At 45.3% G+C, this 24337-nt stretch carries 20 protein-coding genes; 9 read left to right on the top strand and 11 right to left on the bottom strand.

The genetic code is table 11. The features are described from left to right. On the bottom strand, positions 1–954 hold the full coding sequence (locus JMX83_RS04890; protein WP_201599430.1) for an alpha/beta fold hydrolase: 954 nt from the start codon (positions 952–954) through the stop codon (positions 1–3). Positions 955–1392: 438 nt separating this feature from the next. On the opposite strand from JMX83_RS04890, the gene JMX83_RS04885 reads away from it, so the two are divergent. Beyond that, positions 1393–2958, top strand: a complete 1566-nt coding sequence (locus JMX83_RS04885) for an MATE family efflux transporter (RefSeq protein ID WP_201599429.1) — start codon at positions 1393–1395, stop codon at positions 2956–2958. A 141-nt stretch (positions 2959–3099) separates the two neighbouring features. On the opposite strand, the gene JMX83_RS04880 is transcribed toward JMX83_RS04885, so the two are convergent. Then, positions 3100–3816 carry an aspartate/glutamate racemase family protein gene (locus JMX83_RS04880; RefSeq protein WP_201599428.1) on the bottom strand — a complete coding sequence of 239 codons (717 nt, stop codon included), beginning with the start codon at positions 3814–3816 and terminating at the stop codon, positions 3100–3102. A 190-nt stretch (positions 3817–4006) separates the two neighbouring features. On the opposite strand from JMX83_RS04880, the gene JMX83_RS04875 reads away from it, so the two are divergent. Next, on the top strand, positions 4007–5518 hold the full coding sequence (locus JMX83_RS04875) for a right-handed parallel beta-helix repeat-containing protein (RefSeq protein ID WP_201599427.1): 1512 nt from the start codon (positions 4007–4009) through the stop codon (positions 5516–5518). Between the two features lie 52 nt (positions 5519–5570). Next, complete coding sequence (locus JMX83_RS04870; RefSeq protein ID WP_201599426.1) at positions 5571–5825, top strand: DUF2798 domain-containing protein; 255 nt, start codon at positions 5571–5573, stop codon at positions 5823–5825. Between the two features lie 152 nt (positions 5826–5977). Here JMX83_RS04870 and oppF read toward each other — a convergent pair whose 3' ends face one another. The 5 genes from oppF to JMX83_RS04845 all read right to left on the bottom strand — a co-directional run bounded on the left by oppF (position 5978) and on the right by JMX83_RS04845 (position 11757). Then, positions 5978–7009 (bottom strand): murein tripeptide/oligopeptide ABC transporter ATP binding protein OppF, encoded by a 1032-nt coding sequence (oppF, locus tag JMX83_RS04865; protein ID WP_265089494.1) that lies wholly within the window; start codon positions 7007–7009, stop codon positions 5978–5980. A gap of 3 nt (positions 7010–7012) precedes the next feature. After that, positions 7013–8107 carry an oligopeptide ABC transporter ATP-binding protein OppD gene (oppD, locus tag JMX83_RS04860; protein ID WP_320157661.1) on the bottom strand — a complete coding sequence of 365 codons (1095 nt, stop codon included), beginning with the start codon at positions 8105–8107 and terminating at the stop codon, positions 7013–7015. Positions 8108–8119: 12 nt separating this feature from the next. Beyond that, positions 8120–9025 (bottom strand): oligopeptide ABC transporter permease OppC, encoded by a 906-nt coding sequence (gene oppC, locus JMX83_RS04855; protein WP_087041773.1) that lies wholly within the window; start codon positions 9023–9025, stop codon positions 8120–8122. Positions 9026–9068: 43 nt separating this feature from the next. Then, positions 9069–9989: an oligopeptide ABC transporter permease OppB gene (oppB, locus tag JMX83_RS04850; protein WP_201508330.1), complete on the bottom strand. Its 921-nt coding sequence runs from the start codon at positions 9987–9989 to the stop codon at positions 9069–9071. Positions 9990–10146: 157 nt separating this feature from the next. After that, complete coding sequence (locus tag JMX83_RS04845; RefSeq protein ID WP_227675740.1) at positions 10147–11757, bottom strand: ABC transporter substrate-binding protein; 1611 nt, start codon at positions 11755–11757, stop codon at positions 10147–10149. A 1106-nt stretch (positions 11758–12863) separates the two neighbouring features. Between JMX83_RS04845 and JMX83_RS04840 the strand changes: the two genes are divergently transcribed. Then, positions 12864–13841 carry a zinc-binding dehydrogenase gene (locus JMX83_RS04840; protein WP_201599424.1) on the top strand — a complete coding sequence of 326 codons (978 nt, stop codon included), beginning with the start codon at positions 12864–12866 and terminating at the stop codon, positions 13839–13841. Positions 13842–14061: 220 nt separating this feature from the next. Further along, positions 14062–15066, top strand: coding sequence for a YhdH/YhfP family quinone oxidoreductase (locus tag JMX83_RS04835; protein ID WP_201599423.1), 1005 nt, complete (start codon positions 14062–14064; stop codon positions 15064–15066). 158 nt (positions 15067–15224) lie between these two features. On the opposite strand, the gene JMX83_RS04830 is transcribed toward JMX83_RS04835, so the two are convergent. Further along, positions 15225–16271, bottom strand: coding sequence for an RES family NAD+ phosphorylase (locus JMX83_RS04830; protein WP_201599422.1), 1047 nt, complete (start codon positions 16269–16271; stop codon positions 15225–15227). A gap of 162 nt (positions 16272–16433) precedes the next feature. After that, positions 16434–18044, bottom strand: coding sequence for a glutamine-hydrolyzing GMP synthase (gene guaA, locus JMX83_RS04825; RefSeq protein ID WP_201599421.1), 1611 nt, complete (start codon positions 18042–18044; stop codon positions 16434–16436). Between the two features lie 252 nt (positions 18045–18296). On the opposite strand from guaA, the gene JMX83_RS04820 reads away from it, so the two are divergent. Continuing rightward, the gene (locus JMX83_RS04820; protein ID WP_201599420.1) at positions 18297–18743 is read left to right on the top strand and encodes an MgtC/SapB family protein; all 447 of its coding nucleotides are present in this window, start codon (positions 18297–18299) and stop codon (positions 18741–18743) included. Positions 18744–19399: 656 nt separating this feature from the next. Then, entirely contained in the window at positions 19400–20413 is a 1014-nt protein-coding gene (locus tag JMX83_RS04815; RefSeq protein ID WP_227675739.1) for a hypothetical protein, read from the top strand. A 162-nt stretch (positions 20414–20575) separates the two neighbouring features. On the opposite strand, the gene JMX83_RS04810 is transcribed toward JMX83_RS04815, so the two are convergent. Then, a complete protein-coding gene (locus JMX83_RS04810; RefSeq protein ID WP_201599419.1) occupies positions 20576–21736 on the bottom strand; it encodes a MalY/PatB family protein in 1161 nt (386 codons plus the stop codon). Positions 21737–21919: 183 nt separating this feature from the next. On the opposite strand from JMX83_RS04810, the gene JMX83_RS04805 reads away from it, so the two are divergent. Then, positions 21920–22414: a cupin domain-containing protein gene (locus JMX83_RS04805; protein ID WP_201599418.1), complete on the top strand. Its 495-nt coding sequence runs from the start codon at positions 21920–21922 to the stop codon at positions 22412–22414. A gap of 113 nt (positions 22415–22527) precedes the next feature. On the opposite strand, the gene JMX83_RS04800 is transcribed toward JMX83_RS04805, so the two are convergent. Next, on the bottom strand, positions 22528–23328 hold the full coding sequence (locus JMX83_RS04800) for a crotonase/enoyl-CoA hydratase family protein (protein ID WP_201599417.1): 801 nt from the start codon (positions 23326–23328) through the stop codon (positions 22528–22530). Positions 23329–23574: 246 nt separating this feature from the next. Between JMX83_RS04800 and JMX83_RS04795 the strand changes: the two genes are divergently transcribed. Next, entirely contained in the window at positions 23575–24267 is a 693-nt protein-coding gene (locus tag JMX83_RS04795) for a LysE family translocator (RefSeq protein WP_201599416.1), read from the top strand. Positions 24268–24337: the final 70 nt, after the last annotated feature.

Raw genomic sequence — 24337 nt, 5'->3', positions numbered from 1 at the left:
TTACTGACCCTTAAGCGTTGCACGAAACGCTTTGTAATCACTGGCCGTCGCTTTTACTGCCTCGATCATCGGCACATGACCGACCTCAGACATCATAATCAGCTGTGCTTGCGGTATCAGCTCGGTCATGATGGCGGCGGTCTCAGGCTTGATGATTTTATCCTCAGTACCCCAGACGACGAGCGTGGGTATATCGCGCTGCGCGATGATTTTGGCACGTGCTTCCACATTGTCTGCGGTAATCTGCTTGAGAATGTTGGCGTGCAGATCTCGGTTGGCGATATTGGTCTGAGCAAAGACGGCTTGCACGGTTTTGGGAATATAGGGCGGCTTGTACATCACGAGATTATATAGAGCAAAATAATCCTCTGTGTTTTTGACCAATAGCGGGCTGTTGTCGAAGCTATCATCATCAAACCTATCTTTTGGAAACCCTGCTGACCAAAAGCCGCCACTATCGAGTAGCCACAAACTTTTGACGCTATCAGGATACATGGCGGCATAAGCAACACTGATGGCACCGCCCATTGAGTTACCACCGACATGAATATGAGACGCGACCCCTTTTGCTTGTAGCAGCTCGTGCAAACGCTGCGCCTGAGCATCGGCACGGTAGTCAGCTTGCATCGGCTTACTGGATTCACCAAAACCCAGCAAGTCTGGAATGATCAGATGATAGTCGCTCAGCTCTCTAGCGATACGGGTAAAGTTGTCTTTGTTTGCCCCAAACCCATGGATGAGCAGTAACGGCTCGCCGTTGATATTACCGCCTTCTAGATAGGTCATGGTATCGCCGGATGCCAGCGTCAATACCTTTTTTTCAAGCTTGGCTTTATTGCGCTCGAACTGTATCAGCTTTTGGGTGGCATTCACCGCAAGCGTGTTGGGCGCGGTGGTGCAGGCTATGACGGAAAGACTAAATAGGGCGACAAGGCTTAAACGTTTTAGTGTCATCGAAACATCCTTGTTAGAAATATAGCCAACCCGCTCTTAACTTGGATCAACTATAGTATAAAAAGTATCTACGCTATGATTCTAACGATAAATGCGGCTTTATATTTATAAATCTCTTACTTTGTAGTCAAATCAGCATCATCCTTTTGAGGATTTTTATAATAATCAGGATTTTTAATCAGTAGAAACTGAGCTGGCCTCCTAACCGTATATAAGGCACAACATCAAAAGAACAGTAACAACGTTAGTAACACATTTCGTACTAGGGTTTATGTCAGCACGTGGTTTGCTTACCGTTCTAATAAAAATGGCACGGGCATTGTCATTTATAATAAGCGTTTTTATGCGATCAGTTTCAAGTTCGTTACCTACCCTCTGTCCTAAGACGCATTTTTATCATAAATCAAAGCCCACTCGAATGGCGCAAAAGGAAAGACATTGAGCGACACCAGTATTGCCACTGACAAACGGCGTGACCTCACCGAAGGGTCGATTGCCAAAACGATGCTCCTATTTGCCTTGCCAACCCTTGGATCGTCAGCGCTACAGTCGTTGAACGGCTCCATCAATGCCGTCTGGGTGGGGCGCTTTTTAGGGGAAGAGGCGCTCGCCGCGACAGCGAACGGCAACATTTTGATGTTTATACTCATCTCTTTCGTTTTCGGTTTTGGTATGGCGTCCACTATTTTGATTGGTCAGGCCATGGGCCGCCGTGATGAGGCGATGGTCAAAAGAACCATGGGCACGGCGCTCGGCAGCATTATTCCGATCAGTATAGTGGTGTCGGCAGGAGGATGGATATTTGCACCAATGCTGCTGGATTTGCTTGGCACGCCAGCCAGTGCGGTGGATTTGGCACTTACCTATCTACGGATGATTTTCGTTGCGATGCCCGTCACGCTCACGTTTACGCTGATCATGATGGCACTGCGAGGGACGGGCGATTCTACGACGCCGCTTTGGTTTATCATTATATCGGTAGTGATCGATCTGATTTTGACGCCGACACTGATTTTGGGTCTAGGGCCTTTTCCCGAATGGGGTATATTTGGCTCGGCCTTCGCCACCGCCGCCGCAAACACACTCGCGCTTATTGGTATGGTTATCACGATGTACCTGCGCGGCTCCGTGCTGACACTTAAGATGCCAGAGCTTCACTTTTTACGCGCAGACCGAGACATTTTAAAATCGATGTTTTCAAAAGGTCTGCCGATGGGCCTGCAGATGATCGTCATCTCTTCAGCGGCATTGACGATGTTATCGCTGATCAACCGTGAAGGGGTACAGACTACCGCTGCCTATAGTGCTACCCAGCAGCTGTGGACATACGTGCAGATGCCTGCAATGGCGCTAAGTGCCGCAGCCAGCGCGATGGTCGCACAGAATATCGGTGCCAACCAATGGGCCAGAGTCTCAGATATCACTCGGTGGGGACTCATCTTTAACGTGATATTGACAGGCGCAATTATCGCGGTGCTGACCATTTTTGATGGCACTATTTTGGGTTTTTTCCTTGGCAGTGACAGCGAAGCGTTGCCAATCGGGGAACACATCCAGCTCATGGCGACATGGGGGTTTATCTTTTTTGGGATAGCGCAAGTGCTGTTTGGCACCATGCGGGCGAACGGCTATGTGATTTGGCCACTCGTTGTTATGGCGATTTCGATGTACCCCGTGCGTCTTGGGTTTGCGTTCGGGCTTTACCCCCTACTCGGTGAGGACGCGCTTTGGCTGTCATTTCCAGCAGGCATGGTAGCCACCGCTCTAATGGGGGCAGGACTATATGCACATGGCAGATGGCGCAAGGGTAAAAACTTGGTCGCAGAAGAAGCTGCACAAGGGAGTGAAGGATATCGTGCACATGGCGGTACCTCTGCGTCGTGTCGTGACATCACCCCAACGACTGTATGGAAACTGCTCCCTTTGCGCCGTATCACAAGGCTACATCGACGACTTCGCAGACGACTCTATAGGCACCGTATGATTAAGCATAGTAAAGGATAATAGCGTGATTCATATATACGCCTAGCTTGACGGCTTTTAATCATTACGGCTCTTGTTCATTGATATTTGGCATAACGTTGACCTAATAAAAAGCACCGTATGTAAAAATCTTTGCTGGGCTAAGCGTTGATTATTAACACATTACAACGCTACATCAGCCAATAAAAAATCTACCGCGGCGGCGGCATGAATCGCTGTGGTATCAAATACAGGTATCGGGCTGTCGTCTTGCGTGATCAACAGGCCAATCTCAGTACAGCCTAATATCACCCCCTCTGCTCCTTGCTCAGCAAGCTTGCTTATGACATCGATATAATATTGGCGTGAGCTGTCTTTGAACTCACCGACGCACAGCTCTTTTTTTATAATACGGTGTACTTCAGCACGCTCGCCCTCGGCAGGTATCAATACTTCTAGCCCTGCATCAATCAGGCGCTGCTTATAAAAATCTTGGGTCATCGTAAACTGCGTACCCAGTAACGCTATTTTGCTGAGATTTTGTGCTTTGATAGCATCGATAGTGGCGTCTGCAATATGAATCAACGGCAGGTCTGTAGCTGATTGTACATCGTCGAATAATTTGTGCATGGTGTTAGAAGCAATCATGAGCCCTTGTACACCCGCCGCTTGCAAGCGTTTACCACTACTCGCCATCATCGCGCCCAGCTCGTTCCATTCGCCCGTTTCTTGTAGCGTATTGATAGGACCAAAATCGACGCTATGAATCAATAAATCTGCTGAATGTAATCCACCCAATTTAGCTTTGATACCTTCGTTAATAATGCGATAGTAGCTCTCGGTACTCTCCCAACTCATACCGCCAATAATGCCGAGCGTTCGCTGTGCTTGGTCTGCCATTTTATTGTCCTATTTATCGTTTAGTCTTGGTTATCATAGATTATCGTCGCAAAATAGACTATAAACAATGAACTATTTTTCATTATTATTTTTAAAGTAGCTTTTAAAACTGCCCTATCAAAACCACTCCTATATTATTCACTCTTTTGTTCACCAATAGGCTACACCCGTCACCCTACAAGGAAGTATTATGAAAACGACTCAATTAGCGCTACATTCAAAGATTCGCTCATCGACGCTATTACCGATTGGTCTACTTGCATCCATAGTGGTTCTATTGCCTGCCTGCGGTGGTGGCGACTCAGATACAGATTCAAGCGCTTCAACGCCTCCTACCACTGCTGAACCAGCCACACCCGCAGCACCAAATATCCCAACACCGCCTGAAACGGCGACGCCAATATCTAGTGGCCAAGCATTTTATGATCGCAGCTCAGCCCTTGATAATTTAACGCTCGATGACAGTACGCGCAAACATATCTATGTGGCGACAACAGGCAGTGATAATGCCTCAGGTAGTGCGAACTCGCCAGTACTGACGCTACAAAGAGCCGCGGATCTCGCCACTGCTGGCACAACAGTACACATTGCCGCCGGTACTTATAAAGGGCCTGTCTATATTGAAAATTCTGGCACACTAGCGCAGCCTATTGTTTTTGAGCCAATGCCATCCGCAAAAGTTGTCGTTACAGGCACGCCAAGTACTGACGATGAGCATCTGATTCATATCGAAAACCAAGCTTATGTGATTATCCGCGGTTTAGAATTTACTAAATTTTGGACGAGCAACGATCAGATCACACCCATTGCGATCTATGTCACTGGCAGTAGTCATAATATCCTCATCGAAAACAACTATATTCATGATTTAGGCACGCGTGCTGACACTGAGGATGGTAATGCGCATGGCATTGCGGTGTACGGTACTCAGCCTATTAGGGATATTCAGGTCAATAATAATCGAGTCGAAAATCTCAGCTTAGGTCGTAGTGAAGCGATCGTACTTAATGGGGATGTGACAAACTTTGAAGTGAACCGTAACCAAGTCAATAATAACAATAATATTGGTATCGACATCATTGGTTTTGAAGGCACAGCAGAGACCGATAACGACTATGCCAGACAAGGCGATATCATCGGCAATACGGTCACACGCAATAGCATCGTTGGCAATCCCGGCTATAAGGGTGATGATCCTTCAGCGGGTGGTATTTATGTCGATGGTGGTAAACAAGTATTTATTCAGAACAATACCGTGACTGGCAATGATATTGGTATCGAAGTCGCCAGTGAAAACTTTCAAAAGTTGACAGAGGAGGTCTGGGTAGAGGGCAATACGGTCACCAATAGCAGCTATGCTGGTCTCGCAGTCGGTGGCTATGATGAGCAACGTGGCGGTGTCAGACAAATCACTCTTATTGATAATACGGTCACCAACAATGACCTAGGTAAACAACAAGGTGGTCAGCTGCTACTGCAATTTAATATTCAAAAATTAAGTGTTAAGAATAATACATTTACTAGCTCGCCCTCACGCTATATGATCGTTGCCAATCAGATTGATCGCGGTGAAGTCAGCTTTGACAATAACCGTTACGTCCCTCAAAACAGCAATTTATCGTTAATATGGGTACTCGGTAACAGAGAGTTTAGTAGTAGTACTGCTTTTGAGAACTGTGCGGTATTGCTACAATGCAAATAGCGTATCAATGTTTAATATGCCCTAACCTTTTATTGCCGAAATAAGTAAAACTATGAGCAAAATACCCACTATTAGAATCCGCACTCGCCACAAATACTACCGCCTTATCTTCACGGGCCTTATGGCACTGATGATGTCGCTGATTATCTCGTCGGCGTTGCTACTTGTCAAAGTGGGTTATGTCGATGGCTTTTTTACGGAGCTGATGCATTCGTGGGGACTGGCATTTATTTTTGCGTGGCCAAGCGCTTATGTGTGTGCCTACATGGTGCAAGAACACATCCTTAGCCGTATTGAGTTTTATTAAAAAAGGGTCAAAAATACTGGCTTTACTGACTTCGAACCAGCGTGCTATAAAGCTTTCCTAATCAAAAAAATACCAAAGATGATGTTATCCACCTTTGGTATTTTTTAATAAAGTAACTTAACACAGTCGTCTATTATTAAAGGACTGCTAACTTACGATACTACGTCGACTTTGTTTTTTAGGCACGCCACTCGGTGGTTTATATTCCCTTCTAATACTGGTTTGATCTGGGCACACTCATCATCCGCTAGTGGACAGCGCGTCCGAAACGCGCAGCCTGAGGGCGGATTAATAGGACTTGGCAAATCGCCTTCTAATAGCTGAATGGTTTTATTGCGCTCAGCAATGGGATCGGGTAACGGTACAGCCGACATCAATGCTTGAGTGTAAGGGTGAGTCGGATTGCCGTACACCGCTTTATTCACTCCAAGCTCGACGGCGTTACCCAAATACATGACCAGCACCCGATCAGCAATATGCTTGATCACCGATAAATCATGGGCAATAAAGATGAGCGCGAGCCCCATCTCTTCTTGGATGTCTTGCAATAAATTAATAACCTGCGCTTGAATAGACACATCAAGGGCAGAGACGGGCTCATCACAGATGATAATTTTGGGCTTCAAGATTAAAGCGCGGGCAATACCAATGCGCTGACACTGTCCACCTGAGAACTCATGCGGATACCGATTGATTTGATTGGGCAGTAGCCCAACCTTTTTCATAATCTCGCGTACTTCGCTTTGTACCTCAGACTTTTTCATTTTTGGATAATACGTACGTAGCGGCTCGGCAATGATATCGCCCACGGTCATGCGCGGGTTTAGGGAGGCGAGCGGATCTTGAAAAATCATTTGAATGTCTTTTCGCTTCATTCGCATGGTTTTTTTGGACGCGCCTACGAGTTCTTCCTCATTGAACAGGATGCTACCAGAATTGGCTTCGATCAAGCCCACGATAGTACGAGCAAGGGTCGATTTACCGCAGCCCGACTCACCCACCACGCCCAATGTCTCGCCAGCAAATATCTCAAATGAGACGCCATTGACGGCTTTTAACGTCGCAGGCTTTTGCCAAAAGTAAGTGCCTTTTTGTTTGATATTAAACGTAGTATGAACATCACGCACTTTGAGTAACGGTGTTTTAGGCTGGGTCGCGCTGCTATTAGAAGTCTGTGTCATCATCGTCTACCCCTCTATCTCTGATTGATGATTGGCATGAATATCTGCCGAGGTATCCGTTTCTGTTTCAGGATGCCAATGACAAGCGCGCTGACGATCGTGCGGCAAAAACTCAAGCGGCGGCGGTGTATCACGGCAGATATCCATCGCATGAGGACAGCGCTCATAAAAAGGACAGCCTGCAGGCAAGTCCAATAAGTTTGGCGGACTACCGGGAATCGTCTCAAGCTTGCCGATTTCATTATCCAGACGCGGAATGGCTTTTAATAGTCCGATGGTATACGGATGCGTTGGCGTATAAAAAATCTCCTCCGTCTCGCCATAGGCCATCGTGCGACCCGCATACATCACAAGGACGCGATCACAAATACCCGCCACAACGCCCAAATCATGGGTAATCATGATAATAGTCGTACCGAAATCGCGTTTTAGCTCATTCAATAGCACCATAATTTGCGCCTGCACCGTCACATCGAGTGCAGTAGTCGGCTCATCAGCAATCAACAATTTAGGGCGACAGAGTAATGCCATCGCAATCATGACTCGCTGACGCATACCGCCTGAAAACTCATGCGGATACATACCAATGCGTTTTTTGGCCTCAGGGATTTTGACCGCATCTAACATTCGTATCGACTCTGCCCACGCGTCCTTTTTATTCATGCCTTTATGCAAGATCAATACTTCGGCAAGTTGATCGCCGATTTTCATATAAGGATTGAGTGACGTCATGGGATCTTGAAAAATCATCGCCACCTGCTCGGCACGGATTTTATTCAGTGCCTTTTGCGACAAGCTTAATAACTCATTACCTTGAAAGCGTACTGAGCCTTTGGCATGACCATTTTTTGCCAATAGTCCCATAATGGCAAAGGCAGTCTGCGACTTGCCAGAGCCTGATTCGCCAACAATACCTAAAGTTTCACCCTCATGCAGATCAAAATTTAACCCATTGACCGCTGTCACCAAACCATCTTCAGTCTTAAACTGAACGGACAAATCCTTCACTTCCAATAAGGTATTGGGAGGCGTAATGAGACTGTTATTAGAACCATCATTAAGATTGTTATTAATGGTGTTACTGAAATCTTTAGTTACCACGATGTTACTCTCCTAGCGGTCTTTAGGGTCAAACGCATCGCGTAGACCATCGCCAATAAAGTTAAAGCAAAATAGCGTAATGACCAAAAAAGCCGACGGAATCAAAATCTGCCAAGGCGCTACTTGCATAGTGCGAGAGCCTTCTTGCAGTAGTGCGCCCCAGCTGGTCATCGGCTCTTGCACACCCAATCCCAAAAAGCTCAAAAATGATTCAAACAAAATCATAGTCGGTACCAGTAGTGAGGCATAGATAACGACCACGCCAAGCACATTGGGCACGATATGACGCAGGATAATATTAAAGCCTGAGACACCGCCAACGTGCGCCGCTTCAATGAACTCTTTGCTCTTGAGGCTGAGCGTCTGACCACGAACAATCCGAGCCACATCCAACCAAGACACCAGTCCAATAGCGACAAAGATTAAGATTAGGTTACGCCCAAAGATCGTGACCAATAAAATCACAAAAAACATAAACGGAAAGGCGCTTAGAATCTCTAAAAACCGCATCATAATCATATCGACTTTGCCACCAAGATAGCCTGACGTCGCGCCATAAACGGTACCGAAAAGCACGGCAACCGTCGCGCCAGCAATGCCAACCATCAAGGAGATACGACCACCGACGGCAGTACGCACCAGTAAGTCTCGGCCGAGAGAGTCCGTACCAAAGTAATGCTTATTTTCGATAGACGGCGCGGCTTGCATGAAGTTCCAGTCGGTTTCGGCATAACCAAAAGGGGCAAACAAAGGGACAAATAGGACAAAAGCGCCAATCAGTAATAGAATAAAAAAGCTGGCAACGGCTGCCTTGTTTTGATAAAAACGTCGCCACGCATCTTGCCAAAGACTGCGACCTTTAATCTCTTTCGCTGGCGACAGGATAATGTCGGTGGGCTGGTCTACAATAAGGCTCATAGTTGTCCTTGTAATAATCTACTTAAATAATAATTCACCACATTTAATACTGAATCTTTGGGTCAATCATGGCGTATAAAATATCAACAATGGCATTGAACGTGATGGTCAGCACACCCACCAAAATCGTCAAACTCAGCACCACACCATAATCACGGTTGAGTGCGCCATTCACAAATAACTGACCAATACCCGGCAAACCAAAAATGGTCTCAATCACAATAGAACCGGTAATAATGCCGACAAAGGCAGGACCCAAATACGAAATCACAGGCAGCATCGCCGGTCTAAGCGCGTGCTTCATGACAATTTGGCGCATCGGTAAGCCTTTGGCTCTCGCCGTACGAATATATTGACTGTTCATCACCTCAATCATCGACCCGCGCATAATCCGCGCGATACTGGCGGTATAGGCCAGCGCCAAGGCAGTAACGGGTAATATAAGGTTTTGCAGTGCGCCATCGTTCCACCCACCTGCTGGTAGCCAATGCAAAATAATCGCAAAGATAAGTACCAGTAATGGCGCTTTAACAAAGCTTGGAATCACAACCCCAGTCATCGCAAACGCCATCAGCACATAATCGAGCCATGAGTTTTGCTTCAGCGCTGCCAATACCCCAAATATCAGCCCCAAAACCAATGCGAGGATAAACGCATAAATCCCAAGCTCCATAGACACTGGAAATGACTGCGACAATAGCTCATTGACCGTATAGTCTTTATATTTAAAAGAAGGACCGAAATCGCCGACAGCAAGCTGCCCCAAATAATGGACATACTGTAACCATAAAGGATCATTGAGATTGTATTTGGCTTCGATATTGGCCAGTACGGCTGGTGATAAGGTACGCTCGCCTGAGAAAGGATTGCCTGGCGCTAAGCGCATCATAAAAAAGGAGACAGTGATCAAAACAAATAAGGTCGGGATGGCCTCTAAAATACGCCGAAAAATCAGTTTTAACATAAGACCTCTTTATGGAAGTGCCCCTTCATAAGCTTGATTAAAGCCGGAAGGATACAACAGATATAACATGCAGTAATTGCTTACTAACAGTAGCAGCGCGTGCGATAAGCCCGCCGAAGCGGTCTACATCGCACTCACCTATTAAAATCCTGATTTATCAGTGTTTGGCGATGGACAAGTCTTTTGCCTGCCAGTTGTCTAAGGCATCTTTTGTAGAAAAGCCAATGACATAAGGCTTAATGAGACGAGGGCTGACATAGTGATAGACATTTAATAAAGGCATGTCTTTATCTAGCTCAGCCTCAGCTTTGTTGTATAAATCAACACGCTGCTCGGGCGTCACACCTGGTTTTAGCGTTTGTGCCATGAGACTGTCAAAGTTGGCATTGGAGTATTTGCCGTGGTTATTACTATTACCTGTTTTTACGATATTTAAGAAGGTTGAGGCTTCGTTGTAATCACCACACCAGCCCGCACGAGCGATTTGATAGTTACCATTACGGCGCGTATCGAGGTAAGTTTTCCATTCTTTATTGATCAAACTGACATCGACAAAGCCAAGCGATTGTTTCCATAGCGAGGCGACGGCGAGCGCCGTTTTCTTATGCAGGTCATTGGTGTTGTATAGCAGCTCAAATTTTAGTGGATTGCTCTCGCTATAGCCTGCTTCATTCAGCAGTTTTTTGGCTTCTGCAAGACGCTTCTCTTTATCCCACGTTGACCACTCTGGCGTATTTTTTACATCACCATTGGTCGCAGTTGGTGTCAGCTGATAGGCTGCTGTCTGTCCTTGACCGATGACTTTATCGACCACCGTGTCACGATCTAATGCCAAGGCGAGCGCACGGCGCACTTTGACATCATCAAATGGTGGTTTGACGTTATTAAACTCGTAATAGTAGGTACATAGATAAGGAGAGACAGTGAGCTCATCACCGAGCTGCTCTTTGAGAGACGCAAACTGCTCAGTCGGAATTTCATTGTAGGTCATGTCAATCTCACCTGCCTGATAGCGCGCCACATCAGTGGTACTAGAAGGAATCGCGAGCATCGTGACAGTATCAATTTTGGTATTGGCGTCATCGTAATAAGCAAGGTTACGCGTTAGGACGATTTGATCGTTGACTTGCCATTTGCTGACTTTGTATGGACCGTTGACCACGATGTTGGCAGGGTCAGTCCATTTATCCCCAAACGCTTCGACATTCTTTTGGTTGACGGGCTTGACTGAGTTATGGATCATCATATCTGGAAAATAAGGGACAGGCTCTGATAAAGTCACCTGTAAGGTCTTGTCATCTATGGCTTTGACACCAAGCGTGTCTATGCCCGCTTTGCCCTCAACGATTTGCTCAGCGCCCACGATTTTGGCATCGACTAAATAGCTCGAATAAGGGGAGGCAGTGTTTGGATCGACCAGACGACGCAGGCTATAAACGAAGTCCTCTGCTGTTACAGGATCACCATTTGACCAATTGGCATCACGCAGTTTAAACGTCCATACTTTATTGTCAGGACTCTCCCAACTGGTCGCCATACCCGGAATGGTCTTACCATCTGCATCAGTATTGGTTAGACCTTCAAACATCTGTCGATCAATACCAGCTTCAGGAACCCCTGATACTTTGTGTGGATCCAGCGACTCTGGCTCGGCGGCATTATTGACAACCAATTCTTGCTTATCAGCCAATACATTCGGGTCAATATTTGAAGATTGAGTGGTTGTGCCATCGTTTGCAGACTTATCACTACAGCCAGTTACGAACATAGTCAGCGCTATACAAGTAGGCAAAAGTGCATATTTAAAAAGGTGGTTAGAGGCAGGTATCATATAACATCCTAGCGAATAGGTGGCTGGGCAGATTTACTCAGTTTTAGTAAGTCCATTTAATTTATCCGTATACTGATACTATCCACTTCATCAATCGCTATCACAATAGTCACGGTAGGCAATGATTATCAAAGGTAAGAACTACCTTATCTCTCCTGAAACCATTGTTTTTCATAGGTTTAAAAGTTATCCCTTCCGTTCTGTTTTCACAGTCTACTTTTATACCGTTCATCGCTTGATTCAACCACTAAGATATAACCATTGAATCAAAATTGACACTTAACACTGCTAATATGCATAAATATGGATAATATTCGGTAATATATTGGATAACCATTAGTAATGAAAAACAATATAAATGTCAACAATTTTTGGTGCGCTCTAGTAGCATATTGACGTGACAGGAGCATGAAAAAATCATTTTTTCTAGACAAAAATCAAATAGAATCTCGATTGTATTATGCATTTTTTGGTCATAATTTTACCGTTCATCAGCAATATAATACCGCTTATAAACTTATCACTTAGACAATTTATTTGATATTTTTTCTCAGTATTTATTATTGTCAGTGCTGGTGTTCAAAGGCTGCTAGATAAAAATTCTAGAAAAATGTTGTAAATTTTACTTATAATATTGTTTTCAATAACTAATCATTGTCTATAAAATTGATGTAAAAATAACGGTATAGCGGCAATGCTAAGACAGTCTGGATATCCGAACTTATTTTCTATATTGCAGTCTTCTGATTATTTTATTTTCTCTCTATTTATTTTTGTAAGACTTAGACAAAATCATGCTGGAAATGCTAAATGGCAGAATATGTATATGCCAATATCTGTCAAGGTAATGACTGAGCATTCAATCTACCTGAAACAAAACCATACATAACGTCATCATCTATTTACTAGACGACCAGTCTATTGTTATCTATAGTATGATCCATACTGATTATATTTAAACCAGATCACACAGTACGATAGCTACACCATAATATGATGGTCTGGGTCCCACACACATAACAACAAATAATTAAGGATAATTTATGCGCGTTGCTACTTATGATCACTTTGGCAAACCCTCCACCGTACTGAGCGTGGGCGAGCGTCCTATACCGCAGCCTGCTGCCAACGAAGTACGTATCAAAACCATCCTCTCCCCCATTCATAACCACGACATGCTGACTGTCAGTGGGCAATACGGCTACAAGCCAGAAATGCCAGCAGTTGGCGGTAGCGAAGCGTTAGGAATTGTTGATGCGGTCGGTGATGAGGTCACAGACTTAAGCGTCGGTCAGCGCGTGGCCTGTGCCAGTGTGCACGAAACATGGGCAGAGTATTTCGTCGCCCCTGCCAACATGGTATTTGTCATCCCTGACAGCATCGAAGACGAACTGGCCGCGCAGCTGATCGCTATGCCGTTGTCTGCGTTAATGCTGCTAGAGTTCTTAGAAGTGGATAGCGGACAATGGATCATCCATAACGCGGCTAATGGCGCAGTCGGTAAAACGCTAGCCATGCTAGCAGCGGCACGTGGTGTGAATACGATTAATCTCGTGCGTAGCAAAGACTCGCTAGAAGAGCTGACCGCGCTAGATATCAAAAACAATGTCGTGACTGCTGATGATGACTGGCAGGACCAAGTCCGCGCTATCATTGGTGAGGACAAGATCACCGCTGCTGTGGACTCCGTCGGTGGTGAATCAAGCAACGAGCTGCTATCGCTATTGGGTAGTAATGGCACGTTGGTCTCGTTTGGTATTATGTCAGGCAAACCAATGCAGCTAGACGCTGGCAGCCTGATCTTTAAGCAAGCGATTGTCAAAGGATTCTGGGGCAGCAAGACTAGCCAAGAAATGGATCTAGACAACAAACAACGTCTGATTGATGAGCTGCTAGAGCGCGCGACCAACGGCAATCTGAAATTACCGATTGAAGCTGTTTATGGGCTTGATGAGATTACCAAAGCCGTCTCAGGTGATGTGCAATCTGGCAAAAAAGGTAAGGTACTATTAAAACCTTAGTACCTTTAAAGTACCGTTAAAATTTAGTTCACACACTTATCTTTTAATGATTATTATCATTAGAGGTATGACAAAATAAGAAGAAGCCCATTTGTATTTATCCTAAAGTACAGTGGGCTTTTTTTGCTTTAGTGGCTTTGCAGTCATCAGATAATTAAGCATGCGATAGTTAAGCCATGACTTATGAACATAAACAATAAAACGTAATAGGGATATCACCATGTCAAACGAGAAAACGTTCAGAGCCTTAGTCGTCGAAGAAACCAGCGACGGCGAATTCAAAAAAAGCATTCAAGAACGCAATGTCAGTGACTTACCAGAGAACGACTTGCTCATCGAAGTGCATTATTCATCATTGAACTTCAAAGATGCCATGTCAGCCACAGGTAATAAAAGAATCACCAAACAATACCCACACACTCCCGGTATCGATGCAGCAGGCGTCGTCGTCAGTGACAAATCAGGAACATTTAGCGTAGGACAAGAAGTGTTGGTATTCGGCTATGATCTCGGTATGAATACGGATGGCGGTCTGGGTCAAATGATCTCTATACCAGCAGATTGGGCGCTGGCCTGTCCAGAAACACTAACGCTAAAAGAAGCGATGACCTATGGTACTGGCGGCTTGACCGCAGCGCTCAGTGTGCAAAAATTAGAGAAAATGGGCGCAAAACCAAGTGATGGTCCAGTCGCTGTGACTGGTGCAACGGGCGGCGTGGGTAGCATCAGTATCGCTATCCTCGCACAGCTCGGCTATGAAGTGATTGCCTTCTCAGGTAAACCAGAACAGAGTGAGCATTTAAAAGAGCTGGGCGCGAGTGAAGTACGTCATCGCGATACGATCAATGAAATCGGTAGCAAACCTATCGGCCGTGAGCTATGGGCCAATGCCATTGATACCATCGGCGGCGAGTATTTATCTAACTTACTCAAACAAACCAAAGCAGGCGGCGCAGTGACCAGTTGCGGCCTAGCGGGCGGTGCTGAGTTTTCGATGACGGTCATGCCGTTTATCACCAGAGCGGTATCACTACTGGGTATCGACTCGGTCTATATTCCGCTGGCAGATAAAGAAGCCATTTGGAAACGTGTTGCCACTGATATGAAACTGCCTAATCTTGAGAGCTATGGCGAAGAGATTACGCTTGAGCAAACGCCAGAATACCTAGATCGCTTCATGTCGAGCAAAGTGGTTGGGCGCTATGTGGTGAATGTGAAGGGCTAACTCTTTAGCTTAGCAGTCAAATATTATAAAAAAGCAGCATCTCTTTTGAGGTGCTGCTTTTCTTCGGGAAAAAGTAGGTAGTTAAAAATTATATTCGCCTGCTATTACAAGCTTTCAAAGATGCTCATGTAGTAAGAATCAATAAGGTGGAAATAAGTTTAGTTCACATCTGCTGGACCAAAAAAGTAATCATACACTACTCTATTTAGAAACAACTTATTTATGCTTAGTACTTCAACCAGTTTATCTTCTATAGGTTGGCCAAAAATAGCAATGTTCGGGATCTTACCAGATTCTTCAATTTCTTTAAAATCATCTATATTATTATTTAAACTCTGATATGTAGAAGGTGATGGGAGCGCTCCTAGTCTGGCCTGTGTAAAGAAAGATGGAAAGATAATACCGTCAAACCCTTTCTTGTAAGCTTCCAGGCTTAGAAGTCTCAAAATTTCGTAAGAATGCTTGCCAGCATAGAACAACATTATAAGAGAAATATTTAAGCTCTCAAACTCAGTAACGTTTTCTAAAATTTCTGTGCTTAAATCTAACATCTTTAAATTTTTCAAAGGTCTAATTGTAGCGACGTACAATTCATCAGTTACGCTTACTCTACACTCATGAATACAAACCTCCAAATCTTGTGAAGCATAGAATATCTTGAAGCCTTCTGAATCCAGTCTACCTTTTCCTGGAAAGGGTGAGCTATCATACTCACCTATATTACTAGGTTCACTTGGTGCAACTCTCAATCTGTAGAATATTTTTGAAGTATCAAGTTCAAGAATAGGGTATTCGTTGATTATTCTCTTTATTACCTCCATTCTCTTATCTTTATTTTGAAAGTCTTCCAAGGGCGTGATATAGCCAAGAGTCCATAACCTAGGTCCATAATGAAAAAAACCCACCTTTAGATATTTTTCAAATAACCTTATATCTTGATTAATGTCGTCTGTACAAACGATGCTTGTTTCTTGATACTCATTGAACTTGATGCGGGGTGCACTTCCATAATCACCTTTAACACCACTTCCCATTACAAAAAATTGATGAGCTAAATCCTCTAAAATGCTTTTTGTCAGTTTGTAACCTTTAGTATCTTCACAATTTGTACATCTCATATCTTTTTTAATACCAAGTTTTTGTGCCGAGATTTTTAAACCTTGATTAGAAAAACAACTTGAACATAGAATAAAGGACTCTTTCATGTTTACACCAATAGTATCGATTATTTTTTAATTCTACCCTATATATGATTTGAAAAAATCGAGTTAATTATATCCATTAGCAAAAAAAGCACCCAACTAAGTTGAGTGCTTTTTTATTACTATACAAATCTAATCAGATTTTTAGTTTGCTCTGATTAAAAGTTATTCCCACTCAATCGTCGCAGGTGGCTTGCTAGACACATCATAGGTCACACGTGAGACGTCAGCGATTTCATTCATGATGCGGTTTGATACCGTTTCAATCAAATCATACGGCAGATGCGCAAAGCGAGCCGTCATAAAGTCCACGGTCTCAACCGCACGTAGCGCGATTACCCACGCATAGCGGCGGCCATCGCCGACCACGCCGACTGATTTGATTGGCTGGAATACCGCAAAGGCTTGCGCCGTTTTGTCATACCAGCCTGAACGCTCAAGCTCTTGCATAAAGATAGCATCTGCCAAACGCAAGACATCGGCGTATTCTTTTTTCACTTCGCCCAAGATACGCACGCCAAGACCTGGACCTGGGAACGGATGACGATAGATCATTTTGGCTGGTAAGCCTAAAGTAATACCAAGCTTGCGTACTTCATCTTTGAACAAATCACGTAACGGCTCGATCAGTTTGAATGCCAAGTCATCTGGCAAGCCGCCGACGTTATGATGGCTCTTAATGACGTGTGCTTTACCTTGATGTGATTTGGCAGACTCGATCACGTCTGGGTAAATCGTACCCTGTGCTAAGAACTCAACGACTTTACCATCGCTTTGCTCGCTCACTTGACGCGCACTATCAGCGAATACGTCAATGAAAGTTTTGCCAATGATTTTGCGTTTTTTCTCTGGATCAGACTCGCCTGCTAGCGCATCCAAGAATAAATCTTCAGCATCAACACGGATAACTTTCACACCCATGTTTTCGGCAAAAACTTGCATGACCTGATCGCCTTCATGCAGACGCAAAAGACCATTATCCACGAACACACAGGTCAGCTGATCGCCAATGGCTTTGTGCAATAACGCTGCAACGACTGAGCTGTCCACGCCGCCTGACAGACCGAGCAATACTTGCTTGTCACCGATTTGCTCTTTGAGCTGCGCGATACGCATATCAGCGATATTATCTGGCGTCCACTCACCAGCACAATCGCAAATCTGATGAACGAAACGACCTAGCAGCGCTTGACCTTGTAGGGTGTGCGTCACTTCTGGGTGGAACTGTAGACCGTAGTATTGCTTATCATCATTGGCCATAATCGCAATCGGGCAGCTTGGCGTACTAGCAACGATGTCAAAACCTTCAGGTGCTTCGATGACTTTGTCACCATGACTCATCCAAACGTTTAGCTTGGCAGCCGCGCCGTCAGTCTTGCTGTCTTCGATACCGTCAGTCAGCTGCGAGTGACCATTTACTTCGATGGTCGCTGCACCAAACTCATGAATATCACTGGCATGAACCTGCCCACCAAAACGATCTGCCATCGCTTGCATACCGTAGCAAATACCCAATACTGGCACGCCTAGGTCAAACACTGCGTCGTTAATACGTGGGCTGTTGTCTGCGTGAACGCTCTCAGGGCCACCCGATAAGATGACGCCTTTTGCGCCAAAATCGATGATGCGCTGAGTGTCGATGTCATAAGGGAACATCTCACAAAACACCCCAGAATCGCGCACACGGCGGGCGATTAACTGACTGTATTGCGAGCCAAAATCGAGGATTAAAATGCGGTCTTGCTTGATAGTTGGCGTCGATGATGCGGTCGTCATAAGGTGAGTATCCATCAATAAAAAATTGGTGCCCTATTTTAACAAGTTTCGGGGCAATGATGGCGATTGACGTGCGGTTTATTCGCAACTATTTTATTGGTGACTTACATTTAGAATGGGTAATCGTACTGCTGCATACCAAATATGGCATCTCATGATCGTTATATGGTATAAAAAGTATAGTACGGTGACATGGACGTTGATATCGTGCAAGTGTACGATATGCGTGCAATATGGAAGGGACTTTACATTATGTTCGCGTTTGATCTAAACCTCAAACTGCTGGCCTATCACGCCATGCAGCTGAGTATCGCCTTTATACTGTCGCTGCCCATTGCGCTCAATCGTGAGTTTCAAGACAATGGCGCAGGCCTGCGTACTTTTCCTTTGGTTACCATTGCCTCATGCGCCTTTATGCTGGTAGGGATGGATATCTATGACAGCCCCGACGCCCAAGCGCGCATTATGTATGGCATCATCACTGGCATGGGCTTTATTGGCGGCGGCGCGATTGTCAAAAACAAAGATGGCGCAGAAGGCACCGCGACGGCCGCAGGACTTTGGAATACTGGCGCTATTGGTATCTCAGTAGCTTACGCTCGCTACGAAATTGCCATCATTTTATCCGTGGTGGGATTTTTAATATTGCAATTTTCCACACCATTTAAAACCAAAGCCAAGCATAAGGACAAATCTTAATTCTTTCTACTCTTCGATTTGCATCCATCTACTTTAGCTTCAGACAGGCTATCATCTGCTAACCACCCTTTTTTCAGTAATCTTGACTTCAATTTACCACGCTGCTCTCTTTTGATTGCTTTCCTGCACGCATTTTAGTGCTATTAAATATCATTTATTTTATACCCCTTACTGTTAAGTATTTTTACACAGCTCAGTATCCATAAGGTCTGAAATCCCTTACGAAAACTACGTTTTTTTTGTTGAATAATTCGACTGTAACTTTTTGAAAGCAGACGTTAATTATCAGTCGAACTTTGTTACGTAATCATGTAGATTATAAATGTGGATGCCGAAAACACTAGTAAAACAGATGGACGGGTTTCTCGTTTTTACACGAAAAATCGCAATTATTTTGGGTGCTTATAGGTTTATCGTTCATCTTGGATTGGCGTAATAACATCAGGACAGCAAGAGCGCCAATCCAGTCATGTTTATTTGATTACTGAGTCACGTATTACCGTTGTTCATTCAGCATAAATTCAGACATAGGCGGTCAATTGTTAGGTTTTTCGGTTAAAAACGACTCGATTTCAATAGAACTACTGTCTTTATAAATAGCCAATCGAATCCACTGTAAAGCCCCTAGGGCGTTTTTTAAAAAAGGATAAAAAATTATGAAAATGGAATTCTCATCACGTTCAGCGCTAAAGATCAGTACTCTCGCTCTAGCAGTCGCCGCAGCGTCTTTTAGCACTACCGCCGTGATGGCAGCTGATGGCAGCACAATGGCTCTGGCCTATGGCAATCAAGCTATGGCAGGTGGAACCAATGATACGGTTGCACTTGGTAGTCAAGCGAATGCCGGTATGAACTCTGCAACTGCGGTCGGTGGTCAAGCCAATGCAGCAGGTCTAGGCTCCACCTCGATTGGTTGGCAATCAAAAGCCACCGCTGAACGTGCTCAAGCATTCGGTCATTTAGCCAATGCTAGCGGTGTGCGTGCAACCGCCGTTGGTGAAGCGGCAATGGCAGGCGGAACGAATGATACCGTCGCTGTCGGTAACCAAGCAAACGCAGGTATGAACTCTGCTACCGCTGTCGGTGGTCAAGCCAATGCCGCAGGTCTGGGCTCCACCTCGATTGGTTGGCAATCAAAAGCCACTGCTGAGCGTGCTCAAGCATTCGGTCATCTAGCCAATGCTAGCGGCGTACGTGCAACCGCTGTCGGTGAAGCGGCAATGGCGGGTGGCACCAATGATACTGTTGCTGTCGGTAATCAAGCAAACGCAGGTATGAACTCTGCGACTGCTGTCGGTGGTCAAGCCAATTCGGCAGGTCTGGGTTCAACCTCTATCGGTTGGCAGTCAAAAGCCACGGGGGAACGCGCGCAAGCGTTTGGTCACCTAGCCAATGCCAGTGGTATGCGTGCAACGGCTGTTGGTGAAGCGGCAGCTGCACAGGGCGAAGCTTCTATTGCGATTGGTAATATTTCAATGGCTAGTGGCTTAAATAGTATCGCTATCGGTAACGGCGTAAAAGCGACTAATAAGCATCAGGTCGTCTTAGGTAACGCAGGCCAAGTGAAATCCAGTACCGCCTCACAGACAGGTCAAGTCAGTATTGTGACGATTGATGAAAATGGTACGCTAGGTACCATGCTCGTTGACTATTATAAGTCTGCTCAATAATACGAGAAAAACTACCGCTCATTCCATAAACAATAAAAACTCCGCCATCGCGGGGTTTTTGCTATCTATCTATAATAAAACTTACAAGTGAAGCATGGAGTAAATCTCTAAACGCGCACATCAGCCATTAACCAAAACTTCATATCTGCTTTATAACCGCTTTTATAGTGTGCTAAAGGCGCTTTGAATACGATGTAACCCTTCAGTCAACACTGATCTAGGACAAGCTACATTCAAACGCATTTTAAGATGCCCTTCCTCACCATATTTGATCCCAGCGTTTAGCTCTACCCTCGCCGCACGCAGCGCCTCATAGAGCACTTGGTCGTCTTGACTGTACGCTGAGCAATCCAGCCAAATCAGATAGGACGCTTCTGGACGCATGACCTTAATGTTTGGCAGATGCTCAGCGAAAAACTGCATGGTTAAATCAATATTAGCCTCAATATATGTCAGCGCCTGTGCCAACCATTCATCGCCTTGCTCATAGGCATTACGCATCGCTGTATACGCAAATAAATTCAGCTCATACTCGTCATTTAACTGCTGCTGTTGACTGATTTTTTGGAGTAAACCTTCATCTTTAGCAAAGATCATCGAGCCTTTGATACCGGCGATGTTAAAGGTTTTGGTCATCGAGGTCAGGCTGACTACGTTGTGCTCGTAACCTGTTGCTAGCGTCAAAAACGGCGTGAACGTGTGATCGCTCAAGGTTAAATCTTGATGAATCTCATCACTGACAATTGCCACATTATGCTTTTTGCAAATCGTCAGTAGCGCCTCGAGCTCTTCTCTCGTCCACACGCGCCCGCCCGGATTGTGCGGATTGCAGAGTAAATACAGCTTAATATCATGCTTTATTATTTTGGCTTCGATATCAGCCAAATCTAAATGATATTTACCCTTGCTCTCTTGTAATAAGGAGGTGATGAGCGTGCGCCCATTTTGCGTCACTTTACTCATAAATGGCGCATAGATAGGATCATTGACCAGTACCGCATCCCCGACCTCGGTAAAGACGTTCATCATCAGCGCTAGGCTTGGGACGACACCTGGGGAGAATAAGATATTTGATTGCTTAAGCGCCAACTCATAGCGACTGCCATGCCAGTCAATAATCGCGTCATACAGTACCTCGGTAGGCTTGGTATAGCCCAATATGCCATGCTGCACGGCTTGCTCAATCGCGTTTAAGATCGGCGGTGCAGCCTTAAAATCCATATCCGCCACCCACAGCGGAATCGTATCATCGCTATAGTGCCATTTGAGTGACCCCGTATTCTGTCTATCGATGACCTCATCAAAGTTATACAACACCCGCATTCCCCTTCATTTAAAATAATGGTTCAGGGTACAACAGGAATGGCGTCATCAACAATCGCTTTATGTAGGATATATAAAGCCGCTATCTGATTATCAACATCACGCCTATTTCGTCCCTTTTCAAACCTGATACTATGGGCTAATAGTGGTATACACTCAAAGCATCAATCAAGGAGACCGATGATGACGACACCAGACCAACAGCCCCGTAAGGATACGCAAGCATACGTCTTGACCAAATCCGATATCGATAACACGCCTGAGACTAAGCATGTCCACCAGTTCAATGAGCACGCCATTCGCCATACGGTGTCGCTCAGTGATATTGTCGGTCTGACCAAATTTGGCTTGCATCTGGTGCGGGTCGCGGCAGGCGATGAGACGACGACCCATCACTATCATGAAGAGTCCGATGAGTTCATTTATGTGCTGTCAGGCGAGCTATCGCTGCGCTACGGTGATGAGCATTATCAGCTGAGTGCTGGAGATTTCGTCGGCTTCCCTGCTCATGGCGCGGCGCACTCGATGCGCAATGATAGCGATGCCGATGCCACTTACCTAATGGGCGGCAGCCGACCACCGATTGACATTACCCTGTATCCAGAGATCAAGCGTAAGATGTATACGATCCATGGTAAAAAAGAGTATGTGGATATGGAAGATTTGGGTGAGATATAGTTCGCAACCTCTTAATAGAGCCTGAGATATCAGTAATTGCTACAAACAACACTGTTAAGGTAGGTTTTAATAATCATTAAGAGGCGAACTACTTTTCAATATATGATCAAAAACTATTTACCAGTAAACTCAGCCTCCCGTCTCTCAACCATCGCCATCACGCCCTCTTTGGCATCTTCTGAATGAAAGAGTGGCGGCAGATAGCTATGGATATTGGCCAGTGCCGTCGCTGCCCCATTGCGGCTCGCATCTTGTGCTGAGGACAGCGCGCCTCTAACGCCCAGCGGTGCAGCTTTACAGATCTCTTGTGCCAGTGTTAATGCACGCTCGTATTCAGTGCCATTTGCCACCACTTCACTGACCAAGTTCAGCCGATCAGCCGTTTGCGCATCGAATGCTTTGCCCGTCAGCAGATACGGCATGGCTTTTTGCCAGCCTGCCGCCGCGACAAACCGTACCGTCGCTCCGCCAAATGGCATGATGCCGCGCTGGACTTCCATTTGTGCAAAGTTGCAGTTATCACTGGCAATAACCACGTCACAATTGAGCATCAGCTCGATAGCCACGGTAAAGCAAGTCCCTTTTACCGCCACCACCACAGGTTTGGTACGTAAGCGTCCACTAATACCCCACGGATCAATTTGGTTGTCATCAAACTCAAACACACCGTCGTTTAGCTTGTCTTGTAGCTCGACCAGATCGAGCCCAGCGGTGAAGTGATCACCATACGCAAAGATAAGCGCACAGCGTAGATGCTCATCGTCTTCATACCGGGTCAATGCGTCAGATAGCTGGGTGATCATATGGCTGTCAAAGGCATTGCGTTTATTGGCGCGGTTTAGCCCAATCAGGCAAATAGTGCCGTCTGTGTCATAAGTAATGTGATTGTCTTGCGTAGTACTGTCCGTAGTCATGATGCCATCCTTGTTGGAGTCATTTTTTATCTATTGAGTGATTATATCGTCGAATCTTGATGGTTTATTTATAGCAGTTTGTCGATAAACCTGCTTTTAATCCACCTTCAATATAGACACCATATAGCGATAACACAAGCGATAGCAATGACTCGAATGGCGCGATAATAGATAAAAGTTGACCTCATTTACGATAAGTGCAACTATGATTCAGATTGGGTCAGGTATCATGGTATAGAGGACTTTATGGAGTTTTGGCACGGATTTTTGCTCATCACGAGCGTTCACTTGCTGGCCGCCGCCTCACCAGGCCCTGATTTTGTCTTGGTTTCACAGCAGACGTTAGCTAAGGGTCGACGTACTGGTTTGATTTGTAGTTTGGGGATTACTTTAGGGTTGTCAGTGCATATTATCTATTCGGTACTGGGACTAGCGACGGTCATTGCCCACTCACAGCCGCTATTGACCGCGATTAAATGGCTAGGTGGTGGCTATCTGATCTATCTAGGGTGGCAGGGCATTCAGGCAAAACCAAAAAAGCCAGTAGAAATAGCAGCATCCGTAACGCAAGAGAACACTTCTACTGATCATTTACAAGCAAAGCAAGACGCCTCTACTCATACTAAATCTATGAATACCGAATCTACCGTTGCCACATTGCGCCGTGGATTTTTCTGTAACGTCTTTAACCCAAAAGCGCCTGTCTATTTTGTGGCGATTTTTACCCTCGTCCTGTCGCCAAACATCCCACTTTGGCAATTGGCGATATACGGTGTCTGGATGATGGTGCTACAGATGGCATGGTTTAGCACCGTGGTGATGCTACTCTCTATCCCTGCAATTCACCGCCGCTTTCAGCGTTTTGAGCATTGGATTGACCGTGTATTGGGGTCGGCGATGATCGTATTGGGACTCAACCTAATCTTTCGTCACCGATAAGCGACCGATAAAGCACGGATAAACCATTAGAAACCTGCGAAATCTGCTACACTGTTTGCTTATATTCACC

Source organism: Psychrobacter piscatorii (genome assembly GCF_904846415.1).
Lineage (GTDB): Bacteria > Pseudomonadota > Gammaproteobacteria > Pseudomonadales > Moraxellaceae > Psychrobacter > Psychrobacter piscatorii.
Note: the sequence above shows the minus strand (reverse complement) of the source record. Positions and strands in the feature narration are given on the sequence as shown.